Raw genomic sequence first — 18,931 nt, forward strand, 5'->3', positions numbered from 1 at the left:
GAGTTACAGACGCTACGCAACAACAAGTCCCGGCCTCGGCGAGGTGAGCGGGGTTTCGATCCGGGTGGGTGTTTTCGCTGCCGCACATCTCCCCAAAGCACCCCGTGGAGCGAAAATATCCATCCGGCGCGCCGGAAACCCAACCACAGACCACCCACCCAAAGCCGAGCACTCAACCCGAGACAGGATGCCACGGAAGCGATCACCATCCGTCAACGGCTGCCATACAGCGCGCGACCGAAGAAGAAAAGACCGAAGACTACTCCAAATGGTCCAGTTTGAGGGTTTCCTCGTTCGGGCAACCTCACCTCGATGCTGGTGGACGGTAAGTGCCACCGCCGAGAGAGGAGAAGTTCTTCGATGATTGTTCTTGGCGTTATCCTTCTCATCATTGGGTTTCTCGCTAACATTTCGATCCTGTGGACGATCGGTATCGCACTCGTCGTGATCGGCGCGGTGCTCGCCCTGGTCGGCGGTACGGGCCGGAAGATCGGCGGCCGGGCGCACTGGTTCTGATCTGCCAGTAGCCGAATTCTGTTCCTGGGGACACCCCGGTGTTCCCAGGAACAGTCCTGTTTGGACAGTCTGGTCAAAGAATCACCGATAACGAATACCCGGCAGTGCTTGGCCACCGTTGGTATCTGCGCATTCCGCGCTCCCTCTTTATGCCTGATCGACGAAAACAGGCAAGAGAGGGGCGATCATGAGTGCGACAGGAGAATGGACCCTGCACTACAGCTGGGGCAATTCGACGAACTTCGCGCTGACACCGGTCAGCTTGAAGAGCAACGGTTCCTTCACCGGCCCGGAACCGGGGGCGTGGCGGCAGCAGGACGGCACGATCCTGCTGAGTTTCGACGGCGGGCCCGCCAAGTACGGCGGCCGCGTCGACGCGAACGTGGCGTCCGGGGCGATGACGACGTTCAGCGGGCTCGCCGGTTCCTGGTACATGCTCAAGCAGACCGGTGACAGCGTCGCCCAGGCCACGCAGTCCTTCCCCAACGCCGCGGGCGGTGAGTCCTGATGACACACCGTCATTCGATCCACTGCATCCTCCCGCCGCATATGGTCGAGTCGATCGCCGAGAACGCGGAAGACCAGCGGACGCGGCGAGCGGCGCTCGAACTGCTGTCGATCGACACCACGGTCCGCAGTGAGCGGATCACCGAGCAGCTCACCCGCGTGATGGCCATCCCTTCGCTGACGCCGCATCTGCAGCGCTACCTCTATTCGGCGAACCAAAGCCAGAACCTGCCGGGCACGCTCAAGCGTTCCGAAGGCCAGGCCGCCACCGGTGACCTCGAAGTCGACGAGGCCTACGACGGACTCGGCGCGACCTTCAAGCTGTTCTGGGACATCTACGGCCGCAACTCGATCGACAACGCGGGCCTGGATCTCAAGGGCACCGTGCATTTCGGCGTGAAGTACGACAACGCCTTCTGGAACGGCACCCAGATGGTGTTCGGTGACGGCGACGGCGTCTACTTCAACCGGTTCACCATCTCGATCGACGTCATCGGCCACGAGCTGACCCACGGCGTCACCGGGCATCAGGCGAATCTCGTTTACCACGACCAGCCCGGCGCGCTGAACGAGTCGATGTCGGACGTCTTCGGTTCGCTGGTCAAGCAATACGCGCTGAACCAGACCGCGGACCAGGCCGACTGGCTCATCGGCGAGGGCCTGCTGACCGACAAGGTCAACGGAGTCGCGCTGCGGTCGATGAAGGCGCCCGGCACCGCCTACGACGATCCGCAGCTCGGCAAGGACCCGCAGCCCGACCACATGGACCGGTACGTGAACACGACCGCCGACAACGGTGGCGTGCACATCAACTCGGGCATCCCCAACAGGGCCTTCTACCTCCTCGCCAGCGCGCTCGGCTCCCACGCGTGGGGCAAGGCCGGCCACATCTGGTACTCCACGCTGTGCGATCCGCGGCTCTCCTCGACCGCGCAGTTCCTCGACTTCGCCAACCTGACCGCCGCCAACGCGAGCCTGCTTTACGGCTCCGACGAGACCCGCGCGGTCATCGACGCCTGGGAGCAGGTCGGTGTCCGCGTCACGTTCGCGACGCCGAAGATCTCGGGGAACTGGGTGCTGCACTTCAGCTGGGGTGCGACACCGAACTACGCGCAGGTCCCGCTTTCCTTCAACGGCAACGGAACCTTCAGCGGTTCATTGACGGGCAAGTGGCATCAGCAGGACGGCACGGTACTGCTGAGCTTCGACACCGGGCCCGCGAAGTACTGCGGCACGGTCGACGGGAGCGTAGGTTCCGGTGCCATGACGACATTCGCCGGGAACGACGGCGCGTGGTACCTGACGAAGGCCGGCACGGTCGGTATCCGGGAGGGCATCCTGTCGGTGGCCGAACCGGGCGCGGTCGACGCCGCGGGCAACGGGATCAGCGTGGCTGCCGAGTCGACCAGCGCCTGATGCGCATCTCCTTCTCCACAGACGGCGGCTTCGCGTTCATGCCCGGACTGCGAAAGCCGTTCGCCGTCGACACCGCCGAGCTCCCCGCGGAAATCGCCGCGGAGCTGGAAGCCCTCGTCCGGCAAGCGAAGCCGAGCATGTCGACACCCGCCGGAGCCGATCAGCGGTCCTATCGGATCGAGGTCGGCTCCGGCGCCGACACGTACACGCTGGAATTCACCGATCCGGTCACGGACCCGGCGGCGCAGCAACTGATCGAGCGTCTCAACACCCTGAAACGAGACACCTAACAGCGCTGTTACAGTTGTGGCCATGAGTGAACCTCCCGGTCTGGGGACACGTCTGCGCCATCTCCTCGAACTCCTCGACGGCGATGTCGCGCAGGTCTACGTCGAGCTGGGTCTCGACGGGTTCCGGCCACGGTTCACCCCGGTCGTGCGCACGCTCGTCGCGCAGGGGCCGCTGCCCATCCGCGACCTCGCGAAAGCCGTCTCGGTCACCCATTCCGCGGCGAGCCAAACGGTGACCCAGATGGAAAAGTACGGTCTCGTCACGCTCGAACCCGGCGCCGACGCCCGGCAGCGGATCGTGCAGCTGACTGACAAGAGCCGCGCCCTGCTCCCGAAACTCGACGCCGAATGGGCGGCGACCACGGCCGCCGCCGAAGAGTTCGAAGCCGAACTCCCCTACTCGCTGAGTGAGCTGCTGGCCGAAGCCACCCACGTTCTCGAACGACGGTCGTTCCGCGAACGCATCGCCGACGCCGCCCGCGCGCTCGAAAAGTGACGGGCCGGCGCCTCTTCGCGGACACGCGCCCGCTGCGGGAGTCCCCCGCGTTCCGGCGACTGTGGATCGGCAGTTCGCTGTCGAGCATCGGCAGCCGGATGACGAGTTTCGCGACCGCGTTGCAGATCTACGAGCTCACCCACTCCTCGGCGGCGGTCGGCGCGCTGGCACTCGTCCTCGGCGTCCCGACCATCGTCGTCGGCCTGCTCGGTGGCTCGTTCGCCGACGCCGTCGACAGGCGTCGGCTCGTACTGCTCACCAGCAGCTGCCTCGCGGTCATGTCGATTTTGTTCGCCGTGCAGGCTTTCCTGGATCTTCGCCAGGTCTGGTTGCTCTACGTCCTCGCCGGGATCCAGGCGTTGCTCGGCGCGGTCAACGCCCCCGCGCGGCGTACCTTCCTGCCGCGCCTGCTTCCCGCCGACCAGCTGCCCGGCGCGCTGGCGCTCGACATGCTTTCCTTCCACGCCAGCCTGACCGTCGGCCCGCTGCTCGCCGGAATGCTGGTCGCCACCGGCGGATTCCAGCTGTGTTATCTCGTCGACGTCGTCAGCTTCGCCGCCGCGCTCTACGGGTTGGCGCGCCTGCCACCGATGCCGCCGTTGGGCGACGCCGCGCGGCCGGGACTGAAAGCCGTCGCCGAAGGACTCCGGTTCATCCGTCACAAACCGGTGCTGCTGGGCGTTTTCCTCGCCGATGTCAACGCGACGGTGCTCGGCATGCCGTTCGCGCTGTTCCCCGCGCTGAACGACCAGAACTTCGGCGGTTCGGCGCAGACACTGGGGTTGCTCACCGCGGCACCGGCGATCGGCGGGCTGCTCGGCTCCGCGTTGTCCGGTCCGGTCGGGCAGGTCTCACGGCACGGGCGGGCCATGTTGATCGCCGGGGCGGTCTGGGGCGCCGCACTCGCCGGGTTCGGTTTCACCCACACCCTGTGGCTGGGCTTGGTTCTGCTCGCGGTCGCCGGGGCGGCGGACACGATCAGCGTCATCTTCCGCGGGACGATCGTCCAGGCCGCCACGCCTGATCGGCTGCGTGGCCGGGTGACCAGCGTGGACTTCGTCGTCGGCTCGGGCGCGCCTGAACTGGGGAATTTCCGGGCGGGCGTGGTCGGTTCACTCGTGACACCGGCCGTCAGCGCGATCAGCGGCGGCATCGCCACCGTGCTCGGCGCCGGGCTGCTCAGGCTGGCCGTACCGGCCCTCGCCCGCTACGACGCGCGCGATCCCGATAAACACTGAGTGGCGTGTTCGGATGCTTGGATCACCGGAACACGCCACTCAGCGGTCGAACGAGACCGGCGATCAGTTGGACAACTCCGCGGCCAATGCGGAGATCGACGGGATCGACGAGTTCATGGGGAACGGCTGCATCACCTCCTCCGGTTCGGGGACCGGGAGCGTGAGCGGGATGGGCAGGCGGCGTTCCAGTTCGGCGGTCCACTGCATCATCGCCTTCGGGCGATCCCAGCTGCAGATCCCGACGAGCTGGCCCTTGCGGACGTAACCGGTGATGCCGTCGTCGAGGGCGACGGTGTCGTCACCCAGCGAGGGGATGCCCGCCATCTGCATCCGCACGCCGTACTGCGTGGACCACGCCCGCGGCATCGGCATATACGGCTCCGAGCGAGACCGCCCGGCCATCAGGTTCTCCGCCGCCGCGCGACCGGATTCGACCGCGTTGAGCCAGTGCTCGACGCGGCGGGGAACCTCGTCGAAGCGCAGGTTCGGCCAGCGCGCGGTGTCGCCGACCACGACGACGTCGTCGGCGCCCTCGGCGTAGAGCGAGGCGTCGCAGAGGATCCCGTCGTCGATGTTCAGCCCGGACCCGCGCAGCCATTCCACCGCGGGCACACTGCCGATGGCGAGCACCACGACACTCGCGACCAGCAGCTGGTCGGTGGTCAGGTGCAGGCCGACGGCGTGCTTCGTGGTGATCCAGTGCCGCACCAGCGTGCTCATCGCGATGCCCGCGCGGTGACGCTGATGCTGCTCGGTGACCGCCTTGGACACCCTCGGCCCGAACCGGTGCAGCGGCGCGAGGCTGTGCCCGACGAGCGTGACGTCCCGGCCGATCTGCCGCATGGTCGCGGCGAACTCGCTGCCGATGAGCCCGCCACCGATGACGACCGCGGGCCGGTCGCTCGCGGCGAGGGCCGCACGGACGGCGAGCGCGTCTTCCACGGTGCGCAGCACGCGGACGCGGGGGTCGTGCCGGGGCGCGCCGATCAGGTGACGCGGCATCACGCCGGTCGCGATGATCAAGCCGTCGTAGCGCATCTCCTCGCCACCGGGGAGGTGGACGAGACGCCGGTCGGTCTCGAGGTGCGTCGCCCGGGTGCCAAGGCGCCAGCGGGCATCGAGCTCGATGTTGGCCTTCAGCGCCAAGTCCGCCGGGCGGGTCGTGCCCGCCACCATGTGCTTGGAAATCGCCGGGCGGTGATACGGGCGGCGTAACTCGTCGCCGATGATCACCAGCTCGCCGTCGAAGTTCAGTTCGCGGAGCCGTTCCGCGGCGCGCAGGCCACCTACACCCGCACCGACGATGACAATGCGTTCATCTCCGGCCATTGTTCCCACTTTCGAGCTTTATCGCTTGCATCGGGCAGGACCTGGCGGCCGCGGCGGCCAGGACCATGTCTTCGTCCGCGGGCGAGCGCCGGTACCGCAGGCGCCCGTCGGGTCCGAGTTCGAAAAGCGTCGGAGCTTCGGCTTCGCAGATGCCGTACAGCTCGCATTTGTCGTTGTCGACGTTGACCCTCGCGCCTTTGCGGGATCGTCCGATGTTCATACGCGCTCCTCTACAAGGCCGATGCGTTCGAGGACCCGGCCGGGCAGGAAGCGAAGCGTCGTCAGCGTCACCACGGGCACGAACAGCGTGATCCCCGCCAGCCACAGCACCGAAAGGTGACCGTTGGCGATCGCGCCGAAGAACGAGTGCACCGCGCCGAGCCCGACGGCCGGGTACGCCATCCGGTGCAGCCACAACCAGCGCCGATACGCCGTCCACCGGTGCAGGCTGGCGGTGATCGCGATCGCCAGCATCAGCTCGAGGGCGACGATGCCCATCGTGTGGCGGGCAAACGTTCCCGGCATGAGAGGAATGACGAGCTGGGTGAACTTCCACGCGTTGCTGGACAGGAAAAGGAAGCACAACGCGTGGACGACCGCGAACGACAGCGTCAGCATGGCCAATGACATGTGCCCGCTGCGCAAGGCCTTGCGCTCGCCGAGACGGCGGATCCAGCCCGTCGCGGTGAGCACGCCCCAGCAGAGGGTCAGGCACATGAAGGTGTAGGCCACCCGCGCGGACAACTGGGCGATGGACTTGAGTCCGGCGTCGGGTGCGGCCTGGGCGACCACCGACACCGAAGCCTCAGCGAATACGGCGTACATGGGATTTTCCGAACAGGGACAAGGCTTCTCCTGTGATCAGCTTCTGGAGGTGACGAACGGATCCGCGGGCAGCGAGTGGGCGGAGGTGTCCTCCACGCGCCGGCGGGTCCCTCGTCGCGAGGGTTTACGGAGCAGCCCGATGAGGAAGACGGTGGCCAGGATCTCGATCATGGCGACACCGACGACAGTGGCCACGTCGACGGGGTCGATGTCGACGATCTGCGGCGGCTTCGGCGCGGTCGACGCTTCGGGGAGCCGGTTGTAGTCGACCAGGCCGGTGCTCTCGAGCAGCGTGATGTGCCGCATCACGGCCTGGTTGGCCGTCGTCGCGAACTCCCGCATGCGGTCGTTGCGCGTACCGGCGCGGACCGCCGCGATGACCGAGAAGATCGCGCCGTGTGCCGCGCGCAGCCGGTTGCCGAAGACCTGGTCGAACTCCGCGGCGGTGCGGGCGTTCTGCATCTCGTTCAACCAGCTCTGCTGGTCGGAGTTCGGCTGCGACGGCAGTGGCACCCCGAGTTGCCCGGCGAGCGCGCGCGTCATCGAGTCGAGCCGGCCGTGGTCGACCATGATCGTCATTCCGACTTCTTTGACCCGCGCGTTCTCGGACCGTTTCTCGGCCCATTCACCGGCGGGCATCTCCCACAAACCGGCCAAGCGCACCTTCGTCAGCAATTCGATGTCGGCCGCACCGAGCGGCCCGTCGGCGGGCTGCTGGGCCGAAGCCGGTCCGGACAGGGCTATTTGGCTTAAGAACAAGGCGACCATTAGGACCAATGCCCGCTGGATGTGGCGCCTTGTCCGGTCAGAGGCCGAACTCACCGGACAGCCCACCGTCGGTCACCGTGACCTTGCTGCCGTCCGGGGCGACGGCGAACCAGGTTCCGTTCACGCTCTGCCCGGACGTTTCACCAGGCATTTCGTCGGCGGCGTGCCGGTAGAGCGGCCAGCCGGCCAGCGTCACCTGCTCGACACCGTCCGCCCGGATCACCGAACCGACGAGAGCTTGGTCGATGTTGTGGAGCTTGAGCTCCGCGACCGACACCATCGGCGGCCAATCCTCGGCACATTTGCCCGCACAGTTGGATTTCGGGGGCTTCGCGGTGTCCTTGTCGGAGCGGTAGAGAGTGAATCCCCCACCGTCCACAACGAGTTTCCCGATGTCGAACGCGCGGATGGCGGACAGTCCGGGCTCATCGTCCTCGGCCTGTCCTGCGGCACCCGCGGCACTGTGACCTGGGGGATGTTGTTGCTGCTGCGAGGGTTGGGGCTGGCCGGAGGACGAAGCGGCCGAGCCGTCCTCGACGCAACCAGTGGCGAGCAGGAGAACCGCGGTGCCGGCGAGAGCGACGGGTAAGAACGAACGGCGTACTGCGGTCATGACTTCCTTTCCGTCGTGGGCAGGCAGTGCACGTGCCATCGCCACGGACGACTGAAAAAGGGCGTGAAAGATCCACTTTGGACACGTCTGTGTCGTGAGTGGATCGGTTTCGTCGCGGGGGAACGACGCTTACAAGGGGCCTTCACAGTGGGATACGGCGCCCACCCGGGCACGGTTCAAAGAAAGTTACGAAAAAGAAAAAGAATCACGCACCGTGATTTCGATGTTGCTACTAGACGGGGAGGGAGTTCTCGCACAAAGATGTCCCCCGTGGGTCGCCACAGTCGAACACTTCGCCCCCCAGTTGATCAACGAGCCGATACGCATGGCCGTGATGAGCTGGTGACAGCGCTGTACCAGGAATTCGGCCGTCCTTTGATGGCGCATGTACTGAAACTGAACGGACACGATCGGCAATGGGCTGAAGACGTAGTGCAGGAAACCCTCATCAGGGCCTGGCGCAACGCCGACAAGCTCGACCGGCAGCCCGAGATGCTGCAGGCCTGGCTCTACACCGTCGCCAGGCGCATCGTCATCGACGGCTGGCGCAGCCGCCGTGCCCGTCCCGAGGAGGTTGAGGAAGCCGACGTCGATTCTGTCTACGTGCCCGACGAGTCAGAGCGGACTCTCGCGTCCATGGTGATTTACGAGGCTCTTCGCGGCCTTTCCCCCGAACAACGCGAAGCGATCATGCAGACGTACATGCGTGATCGAACCGTGAACGACGTCGCGGCGTCTCTCGGCGTACCTCCGGGTACGGTCAAATCGAGAGTGCACCATGCCGTCCGAGCACTACGCCGGGCGCTGCGGGATCGGGGGTGAGGCACGGATGACCGGGACGGCCCATACGGATATGGCCGCCTACGTTCTCGGCATCTTGGACGCTTCAGACCACGCCGCGTTCGAGGAGCACCTGCAAGGCTGCCCTCACTGCCAGCTCGACCTGCTTGAGCTGCACGACCTGCCTGATCTGCTCGCCAAGGTCAAGAAGCGCTGGCCTGGTCCTCCCGTGCCCTCCAGCACCGACAGCCAGGAGATGCGGCCTGTCCCGGCTCCCGTCCGCCACGCGGCGGCGGAAGCTGGGCAGCCGCTCGCCACCCTGCTCGACGAAGCCGCCTCCAGCAGGCGGAAACAGCGCTCGCGGTCGCGGCTACTGGTCGCCGCCGCGGCGCTGCTCATCGTCGCGGGCCCCGTGCTGACCTTGACTTTCACCTCCGGCGGGGACGAACCGGCCGCACCGCTCGCGGCGGCGTCCACGACGCTGCCCGAGGTGCACACCGGTTCCGCCGCGAGCCCGAACGACGGCATCAACAAGGCTCAGTCCGAAATCGCCCATCTCGACACGATCAACGCGAAAGTCTCGCTGACCCCGAAGGAGTGGGGCACGCAGGCCGACCTCGAGCTGGGCGGGATCACCGGGCCACTGACGTGCCGGCTGCTCGCCGTCACCTACGGCGGCGAGTCGCAGGTCATGACCAGCTGGTCCGTGCCGGTCAAGGGCTACGGCGTCCCCGAATCGCCGGCTCCGCTGCGCGTCTCCGGCGGGACGGCCCTCACCCCGAACGAGATCGAGCGGTTCGAGGTCCGGACCGAGGACGGATCACTGCTCGTCACCGTCGACCACTGACCCGGCTGGACCGTTCGCGACCTGTTTGCGCTGGTCGAGGAGTGTCGCACACCGCCTGAGCAAGGTACCGTCACAGACAGTGCCATCTGACGGGGACGACGGAGGTCGATCACCATGCGGGCGATGTGGAAGGGTTCTGTCTCCTTTGGGCTGGTCACCATCCCGATCCACCTGTACGCGGCGACGGAGAACAAGAACGTGTCGCTGCGCCAGGTCCATGAGGCCGACGGTGGCCGGATCCAGTACAAGCGGTTCTGCACGGTCGACGGCAAGGAAGTCCCGTATGCCGAGATAGCCAAGGGCTACGAGCTTTCCGACGGCGAAATGGTGGTCATCACCGACGCCGACCTCGCCGAGCTGCCGCTGTCCAGCTCCCGCACGATCGACGTCCTCGAGTTCGTGCCGCTGGAGTCGATCGACCCGATCAACTTCGACAAGTCGTACTACCTGGAGCCACAGAAGGCGGCCACCAAGCCGTATGTGCTGCTCAGGGACGCGCTCCACAAGTCGGGGCAGGTCGCGATCGCCAAGGTCGCGCTGCGCCAGCGGGAGGCGCTCGCCGTGCTGCGCGTGGTCTCCGACGTGCTGGTGATGACGACGATGCTCTGGCCGGACGAGGTCCGTGTGCCGGACTTCGCGTTCCTGCAAGAGGATCCGCCACAGGTCCGGCCGCAGGAGCTGACCATGGCGGGTTCGCTGATCGACTCGCTCGCCGAGCCCGTGTTCGAGCCGGACAAGTACGAGGACAGCTACCGCGAAGCCCTCGATGCGTTGATCCAGGCGAAGATCGACGGCAAGGACACCACCAGGCCGGTCGTCGCAGGTGGGAAGGCCGAAGTCGTCGACCTCATGTCGGCGTTGCAGGCCAGTGTTTCCGCCGCGAAGAAGACCCGTGCCCCGGCCGCGAAGACGCCCGCGCGGCGGACCAAGAAGGCCGCGGAGCCCGAGGTCAAGCCCGCCACGAAACGCCGTCCCACCAAGAGCGCCTGACCTCCTGGGGAATGTGTCGACACATTCCCCGGACAAATAGCACGCCAGGAGTTGCGGAATTGTGGGCGGGGTCCCCGGCGACACGCCGCGCGTATGCCAGGATCTGTCGGTCCCCGGTGGTAGTAAGACCTGTGGGAACTCGAAAGACGACCGCGGAAGGCGTGATCATGGAGTGCGCGAGCTGCATCGCCGATCTCGACCACTGTCACGGAACGCTGGTGATACACCCGGACGGCCTGGTCGAATGCACGGAGATCCGCTGCTTCGACCTCGAGACCGAACGTCACTCGCTGACCATCGACTGCGAGCTGGTCGACGGCGGCTGCGAGTGCACCGTGACCGCCGAGGTCGAACTGCTTCAGGCTGCCTCGTAAGCCTTATACCGTCAGCCTTCTTTGGCCAGCTTCTTTGGCCAGCGCTGCTCGGGCGTAGTCGATCAACGCCCGTGCCGCCGGACTGACCGGTCCGTCCGCTCGCCAAGCCAGTTCGATCCGTGAGCGCAGCCGCGGTTTCGTGATGGCGAGCGCGTGCAGCTCCGGGTACGAACTCCCCAGCGACTCCGGCAGGATGGCGACACCCAGCCCGCGCACGGCCAGCTGCGCGAGCACGCTCGGATCCCCTGCCTCGAAAGCGATCTTGGGACTGAACCCCGTCGCGGCGAACGCGCCGTCGATGCTCGCGCGCAGGCCCGTACCCTGCGGAAGACAGATCAGGTCGCGCTCACGCAGTCCCTCCAGCGTGACACTTTTGGTGCCATACAGTGGATCTTCGCGTCCGACGGCGGCGACGAGCCGTTCGTCGAGGAGGACCTGGGTTTCGATCCCCGCGGGCGGCGGCGTCGCCAAACCCACCAGCGCCAGGTCCAATTCCCCGTTTTGCAACCCACTGAGTAAATTGTCGGAATTCGCTTCGATCAGCGTGATTTCCACGGCCGGGTAGTCGCGATGAAAGTCGGCCAGCAGGTCCGACATGGCCGCGGCGAAGCCCGAGGTCACCATTCCGGCGGCGACGCGGCCCCGCGTCAGACCGGCGAGTTCGTCGACAACGAGCCGCGCTCCGTCGACAGCGGCGAGCGCGGCCTTCGCGAACGGGAGCACGGCGGCGCCGACCTCGGTCAGCCGAACCGTGCGACCCGAACGGTCCAGCAGGGGCTGACCGAGCTCTCGCTCCAACCGGCGGATCTGCGCACTCACCCCCGGTTGCGCCACATGCACTCTTTCCGCCGCGCGAGTGAAGTTCGCTTCCTCCACAACCGCCACGAAGTACTCAAGCTGCCGAAGTTCCATAACAAATAATTCTAGTTGTCAGTCAAACCAGCTCTTGGACTTCTCACTGGAGCCGTTGCACGATTGAGATATGACGCAGAGCAACCAAACCAAGGCCGCCGAACCGGAAGATATGGCCCGGATGTTCGTCGAACGGGCTAACGCCGGTGACGCAAACGGACTCGCCGACCTCTACGAGCCCGACGCGGTGCTCGCCTATCCGCCCGGCAGCACCACGATCGGCCGCGAAGCCATCCTCGAAGTGTTCAAGCAGATGATCGCGAGCCCGATCGAGTTCAAGGTGGAGGATCCGCTGCCGACCCTGCACCACGGCGACCTCGCCCTCACCTCGACCCGCCCCGCCGACGGCACGGGCGGCCGGACGCAGGTCGCCCGGCGCCAGCCGGACGGAAGCTGGCTCCGGATCATCGACCGGCCGGAGCGCTGAGGGCCTGCACCTCGACGGAGTCGCCGACCTTGAGCGACTCGAAGAACGTCAGCGAGGCCGCATCGGAGAGGTGGACACAACCGTGTGAACCCTCGTCGAGGCTTCCGGCGTGGAAGGCGATGCCGCCCGCGGCGAAGAACACCGAGTTCGGCATCGGCATCCCGGCGAACTCGCTGCTGTAGTGCTCCTGGTCCTTCCAGGCCACCCGGAACTTCCCGACCGGGGTCTCATGCCCCGGTTTCCCGGACATGATCGGCACCGGGCCGAAAACGACCTCGCCACCGCGCACCAGCCACGCCTGCTTCGTGGACAAACTCACGCAAGCCACCGCCGCCGCACAGGGGGCCGTGGGCGGTGGCGGGGTCGTCGTCGTGCTCGGTGGCGCTGACACCGATGACATTGTCGGCACCGGCGGCGCGGAGGCGAGGCTCGAAGTCTCGGCGACCCGCCGCGGACCTTCGCCTGCCGCCGCCGAGCAGGCGGTGACCAGCACGAACACGCCGATCATCAACGCCGGAACCGCTTTTCGCATGGACGTCTCCCGTGGGGCCGAAGCAGATCTCACTCCCCCTAGTACGGGCGGACCCGCGAAAAAGTTGTCGGCCACACTGATCGGTATGGCCAAGAACAACCGTCACTGTCCCTGCGGACTCGACAAGCCGTACGCCGAATGCTGCGGCCGCATCCACAGTGGAGAGATCACCGCCCCGACCGCGGAGGCGCTGATGCGCTCCCGCTACAGCGCGTTCGCGCTCGGGGACGAGGCGTATCTGCTGCGGTCGTGGCATCCCGAGACCCGGCCCGCCGAGCTCACTGTTGAGCCGAATACCCGCTGGACGCGGCTCGAAATCCTGGGTAAGACAGGCGGAGGCCTGCTCCACGCCGAAGGCACCGTCGAGTTCCGTGCGCACTACCGCGAACGTGGGCACGGTACGGACTTTCTTCACGAGGACAGCCGTTTCGTCCGCAATGATGGCACCTGGGTCTATTTCGGCCCGCTGTGATCGTCTACCGATCGGAGACTCGCATGGGCACGGTGTTCTCGAAGGACGGCACCACGATCGCGTTCGAGAAGTCGGGCGGCGGGCCTCCGCTGATTCTGGTGGACGGGGCGCTCTGCCATCGCGAGTCCGGGCCGAGCCGCCCGCTGGCCGCGGAGCTGGCGAAGGATTTCACCGTGTACGTCTACGACCGGCGCGGCCGCGGGAGCAGTGGCGACGCCGACCTGTACGAAGTGGATCGCGAGATCGAGGACATCGAAGCGCTCATCACCGAAGCCGGTGGCTCCGCGCACGTCTACGGCATCTCCTCCGGTGCGATGCTGGCCCTCGAAGCGGTGGAGCGGGGACTCTCCGTCACGAAGCTCGCGCTGTACGAACCGCCGCTCGTCGTCGACCACACCCGGCCGCCGGTGCCCGCGGACTTCCCGGGGCAACTGTCCAAACTGGTGCTGTCGAACCGCCGGGCCCAGGCGATCCGGCTCTTCATGACCAAGGGCGTCCGGGTGCCGTCGATCTTCGTGGCGATCATGCCGCTCATGCCCGCGTGGTCGAAGCTCAAGGCCGTCGCGCACACGCTGCCCTACGACCTGAGTTTCGTCGGCCCGTATCAGCGGGGCGAGCCGTTGCCCACCGATCGTTGGGGCACCACCACGAAAACGCTCGTGGTGGACGGCGGCAAAAGCCCCGCCTGGATGCGCAACGGCGTGAAGGCCCTCGCCGAGGTGCTGCCCAACGCGGAGCACCGCACGCTGCCGGGTCAGACGCACATCGTGAAACCGAAGGCCCTCGCCCCGATGCTCACGGCGTTCTTCAAGGAGTGACCTCGGGGAACAACGCCGCCAGCTCGGCCGGCGCGACCTCTTCGAGCTGGCCATAGGTGCACGACTCCGGCGTCCGGTCGGCGCGGAACCGCACCAGCCTGCCGCCGTGGCGGAACCGTCCGGAAAGGACGTGCTCGTAGCGGACCTCAGCGACGAGCTCGGTCCGCAGCGGCTCCCACGACAGATCCTTGGTGCCGGTCCAGCGGCTCACTCCCCCTGGCATGCGGCCGCCCGCTTCGGTCTGCGCCTCGGCCCAGTCCCGCCACGGATGGTTTTCGAGCGCGCGTTCGCGCAGCGGCGCCAACTCGGTCACGAGCTCCTTGCGGCGGGCGGCGGTGAAACTGCTCGCCACCCCGACGTGGTGCAGCCTGCCCTCGTCGTCGAACAGGCCCAGCAGCAGCGAGCCGATACCGACGCCGTCCTTGTGCATCCGGTACCCGGCGACCACGCAGTCCGCGGTGCGCTCGTGCTTCACCTTCCACATGACCCGCTTGTCCTGCTCGTACGGCTCGTCGCCCGGCTTGGCCATCACGCCGTCGAAGCCCGCGCCCTCGAACCGGGTGAACCAGTCCTGCGCGAGGTCCGGGTCCTCGGTCACCGGCGTCAGATGGACTCGCGACAACGCGCCCGAGAGGATGCCCTCCAGCAGGCGCCGGCGCTCCCTGAAGGACTCGCCCATGAGGTCGCGGTCCCCGAGCGCGAGCAGGTCGAACGCCACGAAACTCGCCGGGGTCTCCTCCGCCAGCTTCTTCACCCGCGACGCGGCCGGATGCAGCCGGTTCTGCAACGTGTCGAAGTCCAGGCCGTCGTCGGTGACGACCACGATCTCGCCGTCCACCACACACCGGTCGGGCAACGCGGCGCGAAGGAGCTCGACGAGCTCGGGGAAGTACCGCGTCAACGGACGGTCGTTGCGGGAACCCAGCTCCAGCTCGTCGCCGTCACGGAACACGATGCAACGGAAACCGTCCCACTTCGGCTCGTAAGTAAGCCCCGGCGCACGCGGCACCTCATGCACGGCCTTCGCCAACATCGGCTTGACCGGCGGCATCACGGGTAAGTGCATGGTCCTGATAGTAGGTGCGCGCCACGAGATCGCCATCTGTCGACAGGTGGCGATCTCTTACGAGCTGTAGTGGGTGAGGGTGGTGGGGGTGACGCCCAGGCGCGAGCCGACGGCCAGCTTTTGCAGGATCCGCGTCACGTGCACCTGGACGGCGCTGCGCGGCAGGGTCAGCTGCGTGGCGATGTCCGGGTTCGGCCAGCCCGCCGCGACGAGCTCCGCGATCCGCATTTCCAGCGGCGAAAGCCGTTCCCCGCCCGACGCCGGAACGCGGCTCGTGCGCCGGATCCCGAACGGCCGCAGCCGCGACTCGGCCCGGCCGACGTCCCACATGGCGCCCACTTCGGCATACACCGCAACGGCTTCCAGGAAACTGCGCCGGGCTTCGTCGAGTCTTCCCGACGCGGCGAGCAGGACGGCCACGTCTTCGGCGGCCATCGCGGCCTCGAACTTGCGGCCCAGTTCCCGGTACCGCGCGACGACCGGCAGCACCAGTTCCGGGTCACCGTCGATCAGGCCACGGCACCAAGCCGCGGCGGCGGTCGCCCTGGCCGGTTCGGCTTCGGCCGCCGCTTCGGTTTCGCAGACGTCGAGCGCCTTCCTCGCGACCTCGGGACGGCCGGCGTCGATCGCCAGGCGCACGATGGTCGGCAACCATTGGTGGCGCAGCATCATCTGCGCGTACCGCAGGTCCAGCACCGGCGCCAGCTCCTCCAGCGCCTCGTCCAGCCGACCACCCTGTTCGGCCGCGATGGCCGACGCCGCAAGGAGGAAGTCGCAGTACTCCTTCTGCTCCATTGTGGACCGTGCGTACTTCTCGGCGGCCTTGAGATGGGTTTCCAAACCGGCCGAGTCGTCCCGGTGCGCGGCGATGAGCGCGGAAACCCCGTGCAGCAAAAGGATTCCCCAGCGTTGACGCAATCCGTAGAGGGTGATCTCCGGGCCGTCCCGCACCACCGCGTCGAGCTGGACGAGGGCGTCGTCCCAGCGGCCGAGCCAGAACCAGTGGGTGGCCGCGGGCAGCCGCAGGCCACCGGGCAGGCCCCGGCGGGTGGCGAGGTCGTCGGCCTCGATGAGCGTCCGGCCGGCGTCTTCGAGCCGGTCGAGGTTGTGCTGCGTGAACACCTTGTTGTCGAGCAGGGCGAGCTGGAAGTCGACGAGATCCAGGTTGTCCCTGACCACTTCGAGTGCCCTGTCGATATGCACGAGCGCCCGTTCGTGCCGCCGGTTCACCGATTCGAACCGCCAGAGATCCTGCAGCGACTGGGCGATGGCGAGCACGTCCCCGTCCGCGGTCGCCGCGGCCAGCGCGCTCAGGGCGTCGGCTTCGGCTTCGGCCTGGTCGTCGTGCAGGAGCCGTTCGAGCATGGCCCGGAGCACCCGATGCCGGACCTGCCACAGCTGCGGCACGGCCGGGTCGACCGCGGTTTCCTTGAGCGCTTCGATAGCGCGCTCGGATTCGCCCCGGTTGTAGTCGATGAAGGCGAGGATGAGCCGCATCTCGGCGGCGAGGTCGACGTCGGTGGTCATCGCCACCACGGCCCTCGCCTCGGTTTCGGGATATCCGCCCAGCCAGAACAGCAGCCGCGTGAGCCGCGCGCCGAAGGTCATGCGCAGCTCACCCCGCACGCCGGAACTGGCCATCGCGCGTTGCAGCAGTTCCACCACGATCGACGGCGAACCGGCGGCGATCGTCGTGGTGGTCGACAGCAGCCACCGGGTGATCCAGGCGTCCACCGCGATCGGCGCGGCGGCAAGCTGTTCGGCGACACGCTCCGCGGGCGCGCCGGCCTCGTCGAGCATTTCGGCGGCCTGCCGGTGCAGTCCGATGAGGAGCGCCGCGGGCCGCTCGTCGTACAGCGCGTTGCGCACGACCGCGTGCGTGAACACGAACCGCTGCCCCGCTTCGCCGAGAATCCCCGCCGCCATCGCTTCCTCGACCGCGGAAACCAACTCGGACGCCTGCTTGCGCATGACGACGGCGACATCGCCGAGATCGAACTCGACCCCCAGCAAAGCCGCCCACCGCAGCATTTCCTTGGTTTCCTCGGAGAGGAATCCCAGCCGCCGGGTGATCGCCGGAGCGAGCGTGGCCGAGATCTCGGCGTCCTCCAAGACTTCGGCGACGCCGTCTTCGACGTCCACCAAGCCGTCCATGACCAAGGTGGTCACTGTTTCCGTTACATAGAGCGGATTTCCGGCCGCGCGGTCGGCCAACCCCAGCAGCGTCGAGCCCGGTTTCCCGCCAGCCAGCCGTTCCACCAGCTCCGCCACGTCCGGGCCGGTCAGTGGCCGCAGGCGGATCAACTCGCCGCTCGCCCCGGCGGCGGTCGTGCGGAGCTGGCCGAGTTCGACCCGCCGCGGCACCGGACGACAGGTGCCGATCAGCAGCAGCGGCCACCGGCGGGCGGTCCGCACCAGCCGTTGCCAGACCAGCAGGCTCGCGTCGTCGGCCCAGTGCAGGTCCTCCATCACCAGCACGAGCGGCGTGTCCGCGCACAGCGCGTCGACGTACGCCAGCAGCCGGTCCGTCGCGGCGAGCACGGGATCGCTGACCTGCCAGGCGTACGCCGGTGGCGTGTCCTCACGCAGGGTGCGGGCGAATTCCGACTCGGGCCCCGCCTCCAGGCAGTCGAGCACGAGCGCGAGCGGACCGCCCGTGCCCGCCTCGTCGGCGGCGCCCCAATGCACCACACAACCGGCGCTGACGGCGCCGGCCAGCCCGGCGGCGAGCAGCGACGACTTGCCGATGCCCGGCTCGCCTTCGAGCCAGACCACCGCGCCCTGGCCCGCGGCCAGCTTCTCGACGTAGGTGCGCAACGCGTGCACCTCCTCGTCCCGGCCGACGAACAACTCAGGCCGGTGCGGATGGGCCGGGGACACCGGCGGCGCGACAGGGACGCCGAGCGCGGGGTCGTCGGCCAGGATCTGGTCGTGCAGGATCCGCAGTGCCGGGCTGGGTTCGATGCCGAGCTCGTCGATCAGGGTCGCCCGGGTCTCGCGGAACACTTCGAGCGCTTCGCCAGGCCTCCCGGACCGGTAGAGCGCGAGCATCAGCAGGCCGCGCGGCGCTTCCCTGGACGGGTACTCGCTGGCGAGCCCGGAAAGCTCGGCGACGACCTCCGCGTGCCCGCCCGACTCCAGGACGGTCTCGGCCCGCCGTTCGAGGGTGGTCAGCCGCAGTTCGGCCAGCCGCGCGCGGTGCAGCTCCGCGAACGGGCCGCTGATGCCGGACAACGCGTCGCCGTGCCACAGCCCGAGCGCGGCGTCGAGTGCGGCCAGCGCGCCCGGGGTGTCCCCGCGAGCGGCCCACTCCTGCGCCCGCGTGCGGAGTTGGCCGAACCCGCTCGCGTCGCTCTCGTCGGGCCCAAGCCGCAACGAGTAGCCCGAGCCCGCGGACACCAGCACCTGGCCGGTCGACCACCGGGACCGGTCGGGCTCCAGTGCCCGGCGCAAACCGGACACATAGGTGTAAAGACTGCCCTCGACGCTGGACGGCGGCGACTCGCCCCAGACGGCGTCGACGATCTCCTCGCGGGAAACGACCTGGTTGGCCCGCATCGCGAGCACGGCGAACACGGCGCGCCGCCGCGCGGAACCCAGATCGAGCTCGGTCTCCCCACGCCAAGCCCGCACCGGGCCCAGCAACTGGACCCGCAGGGGTTCAGCAGTCATCCCATACCGCCGCATTCAGTTGCCTTGAAGAGTTAATGAAGGT

Annotated in this window: 22 protein-coding genes; 13 read left to right on the forward strand and 9 right to left on the reverse strand. The window is 67.6% G+C overall.

All coding sequences use genetic code 11. The annotated features are described in order from the left end of the window. Positions 1-312: 312 nt before the first annotated feature. The 6 genes from VGP60_RS34445 (at position 313) to VGP60_RS34470 (ending at position 4,463) form a co-directional block, all read left to right on the forward strand. A complete protein-coding gene (locus tag VGP60_RS34445) occupies positions 313-516 on the forward strand; it encodes a hypothetical protein (protein ID WP_327552417.1) in 204 nt (67 codons plus the stop codon). A gap of 187 nt (positions 517-703) precedes the next feature. After that, positions 704-1,024 carry a hypothetical protein gene (locus VGP60_RS34450; RefSeq protein ID WP_327552363.1) on the forward strand — a complete coding sequence of 107 codons (321 nt, stop codon included), beginning with the start codon at positions 704-706 and terminating at the stop codon, positions 1,022-1,024. Beyond that, positions 1,024-2,439, forward strand: a complete 1,416-nt coding sequence (locus VGP60_RS34455; RefSeq protein WP_327552364.1) for a M4 family metallopeptidase — start codon at positions 1,024-1,026, stop codon at positions 2,437-2,439. Before VGP60_RS34450 ends, VGP60_RS34455 begins: the two co-directional genes overlap by 1 nt. After that, positions 2,439-2,729, forward strand: coding sequence for a protealysin inhibitor emfourin (locus tag VGP60_RS34460; protein ID WP_327552365.1), 291 nt, complete (start codon positions 2,439-2,441; stop codon positions 2,727-2,729). The genes VGP60_RS34455 and VGP60_RS34460 overlap by 1 nt, the downstream gene beginning before the upstream one ends. A 22-nt stretch (positions 2,730-2,751) precedes the next feature. Beyond that, positions 2,752-3,225, forward strand: a complete 474-nt coding sequence (locus tag VGP60_RS34465; RefSeq protein ID WP_327552366.1) for a MarR family winged helix-turn-helix transcriptional regulator — start codon at positions 2,752-2,754, stop codon at positions 3,223-3,225. After that, positions 3,222-4,463 carry an MFS transporter gene (locus tag VGP60_RS34470; RefSeq protein ID WP_327552367.1) on the forward strand — a complete coding sequence of 414 codons (1,242 nt, stop codon included), beginning with the start codon at positions 3,222-3,224 and terminating at the stop codon, positions 4,461-4,463. The genes VGP60_RS34465 and VGP60_RS34470 overlap by 4 nt, the downstream gene beginning before the upstream one ends. Positions 4,464-4,526: 63 nt before the next feature. Here the strand turns inward: VGP60_RS34470 and VGP60_RS34475 are convergent, their stop codons facing one another. From VGP60_RS34475 to VGP60_RS34495, 5 genes are read right to left on the reverse strand one after another with little or no spacing between them, the layout of a single operon-like run. After that, entirely contained in the window at positions 4,527-5,792 is a 1,266-nt protein-coding gene (locus VGP60_RS34475; RefSeq protein ID WP_327552368.1) for an FAD/NAD(P)-binding oxidoreductase, read from the reverse strand. Next, positions 5,779-6,012: a ferredoxin gene (locus VGP60_RS34480; RefSeq protein ID WP_327552369.1), complete on the reverse strand. Its 234-nt coding sequence runs from the start codon at positions 6,010-6,012 to the stop codon at positions 5,779-5,781. The genes VGP60_RS34475 and VGP60_RS34480 overlap by 14 nt, the downstream gene beginning before the upstream one ends. Then, the gene (locus VGP60_RS34485; protein ID WP_327552370.1) at positions 6,009-6,617 is read right to left on the reverse strand and encodes a ferric reductase-like transmembrane domain-containing protein; all 609 of its coding nucleotides are present in this window, start codon (positions 6,615-6,617) and stop codon (positions 6,009-6,011) included. The genes VGP60_RS34480 and VGP60_RS34485 overlap by 4 nt, the downstream gene beginning before the upstream one ends. A 36-nt stretch (positions 6,618-6,653) precedes the next feature. Then, a complete protein-coding gene (locus VGP60_RS34490) occupies positions 6,654-7,385 on the reverse strand; it encodes a DUF4142 domain-containing protein (protein WP_414640452.1) in 732 nt (243 codons plus the stop codon). A gap of 37 nt (positions 7,386-7,422) precedes the next feature. Continuing rightward, positions 7,423-7,998, reverse strand: coding sequence for a hypothetical protein (locus tag VGP60_RS34495; protein ID WP_327552372.1), 576 nt, complete (start codon positions 7,996-7,998; stop codon positions 7,423-7,425). A gap of 270 nt (positions 7,999-8,268) precedes the next feature. Between VGP60_RS34495 and VGP60_RS34500 the strand changes: the two genes are divergently transcribed. The 4 genes from VGP60_RS34500 (at position 8,269) to VGP60_RS34515 (ending at position 10,989) form a co-directional block, all read left to right on the forward strand. Further along, positions 8,269-8,820 (forward strand): sigma-70 family RNA polymerase sigma factor, encoded by a 552-nt coding sequence (locus tag VGP60_RS34500; protein WP_414640450.1) that lies wholly within the window; start codon positions 8,269-8,271, stop codon positions 8,818-8,820. Continuing rightward, positions 8,777-9,625 carry a zf-HC2 domain-containing protein gene (locus VGP60_RS34505; RefSeq protein ID WP_327552374.1) on the forward strand — a complete coding sequence of 283 codons (849 nt, stop codon included), beginning with the start codon at positions 8,777-8,779 and terminating at the stop codon, positions 9,623-9,625. Before VGP60_RS34500 ends, VGP60_RS34505 begins: the two co-directional genes overlap by 44 nt. A 114-nt stretch (positions 9,626-9,739) precedes the next feature. Next, positions 9,740-10,615: a Ku protein gene (locus tag VGP60_RS34510; RefSeq protein WP_327552375.1), complete on the forward strand. Its 876-nt coding sequence runs from the start codon at positions 9,740-9,742 to the stop codon at positions 10,613-10,615. 167 nt (positions 10,616-10,782) lie between these two features. Further along, entirely contained in the window at positions 10,783-10,989 is a 207-nt protein-coding gene (locus VGP60_RS34515) for a hypothetical protein (RefSeq protein ID WP_327552412.1), read from the forward strand. A gap of 3 nt (positions 10,990-10,992) precedes the next feature. On the opposite strand, the gene VGP60_RS34520 is transcribed toward VGP60_RS34515, so the two are convergent. Beyond that, complete coding sequence (locus tag VGP60_RS34520) at positions 10,993-11,901, reverse strand: LysR family transcriptional regulator (protein ID WP_327552376.1); 909 nt, start codon at positions 11,899-11,901, stop codon at positions 10,993-10,995. Positions 11,902-11,971: 70 nt separating this feature from the next. Here VGP60_RS34520 and VGP60_RS34525 point away from each other — a divergent pair, with 70 nt between their 5' ends. Beyond that, positions 11,972-12,328 (forward strand): YybH family protein, encoded by a 357-nt coding sequence (locus VGP60_RS34525; protein WP_327552377.1) that lies wholly within the window; start codon positions 11,972-11,974, stop codon positions 12,326-12,328. On the opposite strand, the gene VGP60_RS34530 is transcribed toward VGP60_RS34525, so the two are convergent. Beyond that, positions 12,306-12,647: a L,D-transpeptidase gene (locus VGP60_RS34530; RefSeq protein WP_327552378.1), complete on the reverse strand. Its 342-nt coding sequence runs from the start codon at positions 12,645-12,647 to the stop codon at positions 12,306-12,308. The genes VGP60_RS34525 and VGP60_RS34530 overlap by 23 nt on opposite strands. Positions 12,648-12,945: 298 nt before the next feature. Here VGP60_RS34530 and VGP60_RS34535 point away from each other — a divergent pair, with 298 nt between their 5' ends. Both VGP60_RS34535 and VGP60_RS34540 read left to right on the forward strand, forming a co-directional pair. Then, complete coding sequence (locus tag VGP60_RS34535) at positions 12,946-13,332, forward strand: YchJ family protein (protein ID WP_327552413.1); 387 nt, start codon at positions 12,946-12,948, stop codon at positions 13,330-13,332. 23 nt (positions 13,333-13,355) lie between these two features. Beyond that, complete coding sequence (locus VGP60_RS34540) at positions 13,356-14,150, forward strand: alpha/beta hydrolase (protein ID WP_327552379.1); 795 nt, start codon at positions 13,356-13,358, stop codon at positions 14,148-14,150. Here VGP60_RS34540 and VGP60_RS34545 read toward each other — a convergent pair. Together VGP60_RS34545 and VGP60_RS34550 are read right to left on the reverse strand one after the other, a co-directional pair. Next, positions 14,140-15,216: an ATP-dependent DNA ligase gene (locus VGP60_RS34545; RefSeq protein ID WP_327552380.1), complete on the reverse strand. Its 1,077-nt coding sequence runs from the start codon at positions 15,214-15,216 to the stop codon at positions 14,140-14,142. The two genes, VGP60_RS34540 and VGP60_RS34545, sit on opposite strands and share 11 nt — an antisense overlap. Positions 15,217-15,273: 57 nt before the next feature. Then, positions 15,274-18,888 (reverse strand): BTAD domain-containing putative transcriptional regulator, encoded by a 3,615-nt coding sequence (locus tag VGP60_RS34550; protein WP_327552381.1) that lies wholly within the window; start codon positions 18,886-18,888, stop codon positions 15,274-15,276. Positions 18,889-18,931: the final 43 nt, after the last annotated feature.

Origin of the sequence: Amycolatopsis sp., assembly GCF_036008905.1 — a bacterium.
Lineage (GTDB): Bacteria > Actinomycetota > Actinomycetes > Mycobacteriales > Pseudonocardiaceae > Amycolatopsis.

Coding starts and splice junctions, on each gene's coding strand:
- VGP60_RS34540 (WP_327552379.1), top strand. CDS start 13,356: ATGGGCACGGTGTTCTCGAAGGACGGCACCACGATCGCGTTCGAGAAG.
- VGP60_RS34450 (WP_327552363.1), top strand. CDS start 704: ATGAGTGCGACAGGAGAATGGACCCTGCACTACAGCTGGGGCAATTCG.
- VGP60_RS34460 (WP_327552365.1), top strand. CDS start 2,439: ATGCGCATCTCCTTCTCCACAGACGGCGGCTTCGCGTTCATGCCCGGA.
- VGP60_RS34520 (WP_327552376.1), bottom strand. CDS start 11,901: ATGGAACTTCGGCAGCTTGAGTACTTCGTGGCGGTTGTGGAGGAAGCG.
- VGP60_RS34480 (WP_327552369.1), bottom strand. CDS start 6,012: ATGAACATCGGACGATCCCGCAAAGGCGCGAGGGTCAACGTCGACAAC.
- VGP60_RS34465 (WP_327552366.1), top strand. CDS start 2,752: ATGAGTGAACCTCCCGGTCTGGGGACACGTCTGCGCCATCTCCTCGAA.
- VGP60_RS34495 (WP_327552372.1), bottom strand. CDS start 7,998: ATGACCGCAGTACGCCGTTCGTTCTTACCCGTCGCTCTCGCCGGCACC.
- VGP60_RS34445 (WP_327552417.1), top strand. CDS start 313: ATGCTGGTGGACGGTAAGTGCCACCGCCGAGAGAGGAGAAGTTCTTCG.
- VGP60_RS34485 (WP_327552370.1), bottom strand. CDS start 6,617: ATGTACGCCGTATTCGCTGAGGCTTCGGTGTCGGTGGTCGCCCAGGCC.
- VGP60_RS34510 (WP_327552375.1), top strand. CDS start 9,740: ATGCGGGCGATGTGGAAGGGTTCTGTCTCCTTTGGGCTGGTCACCATC.
- VGP60_RS34545 (WP_327552380.1), bottom strand. CDS start 15,216: ATGCACTTACCCGTGATGCCGCCGGTCAAGCCGATGTTGGCGAAGGCC.
- VGP60_RS34490 (WP_414640452.1), bottom strand. CDS start 7,385: ATGGTCGCCTTGTTCTTAAGCCAAATAGCCCTGTCCGGACCGGCTTCG.
- VGP60_RS34515 (WP_327552412.1), top strand. CDS start 10,783: ATGGAGTGCGCGAGCTGCATCGCCGATCTCGACCACTGTCACGGAACG.
- VGP60_RS34535 (WP_327552413.1), top strand. CDS start 12,946: ATGGCCAAGAACAACCGTCACTGTCCCTGCGGACTCGACAAGCCGTAC.
- VGP60_RS34550 (WP_327552381.1), bottom strand. CDS start 18,888: ATGACTGCTGAACCCCTGCGGGTCCAGTTGCTGGGCCCGGTGCGGGCT.
- VGP60_RS34455 (WP_327552364.1), top strand. CDS start 1,024: ATGACACACCGTCATTCGATCCACTGCATCCTCCCGCCGCATATGGTC.
- VGP60_RS34505 (WP_327552374.1), top strand. CDS start 8,777: ATGCCGTCCGAGCACTACGCCGGGCGCTGCGGGATCGGGGGTGAGGCA.
- VGP60_RS34525 (WP_327552377.1), top strand. CDS start 11,972: ATGACGCAGAGCAACCAAACCAAGGCCGCCGAACCGGAAGATATGGCC.
- VGP60_RS34475 (WP_327552368.1), bottom strand. CDS start 5,792: ATGGCCGGAGATGAACGCATTGTCATCGTCGGTGCGGGTGTAGGTGGC.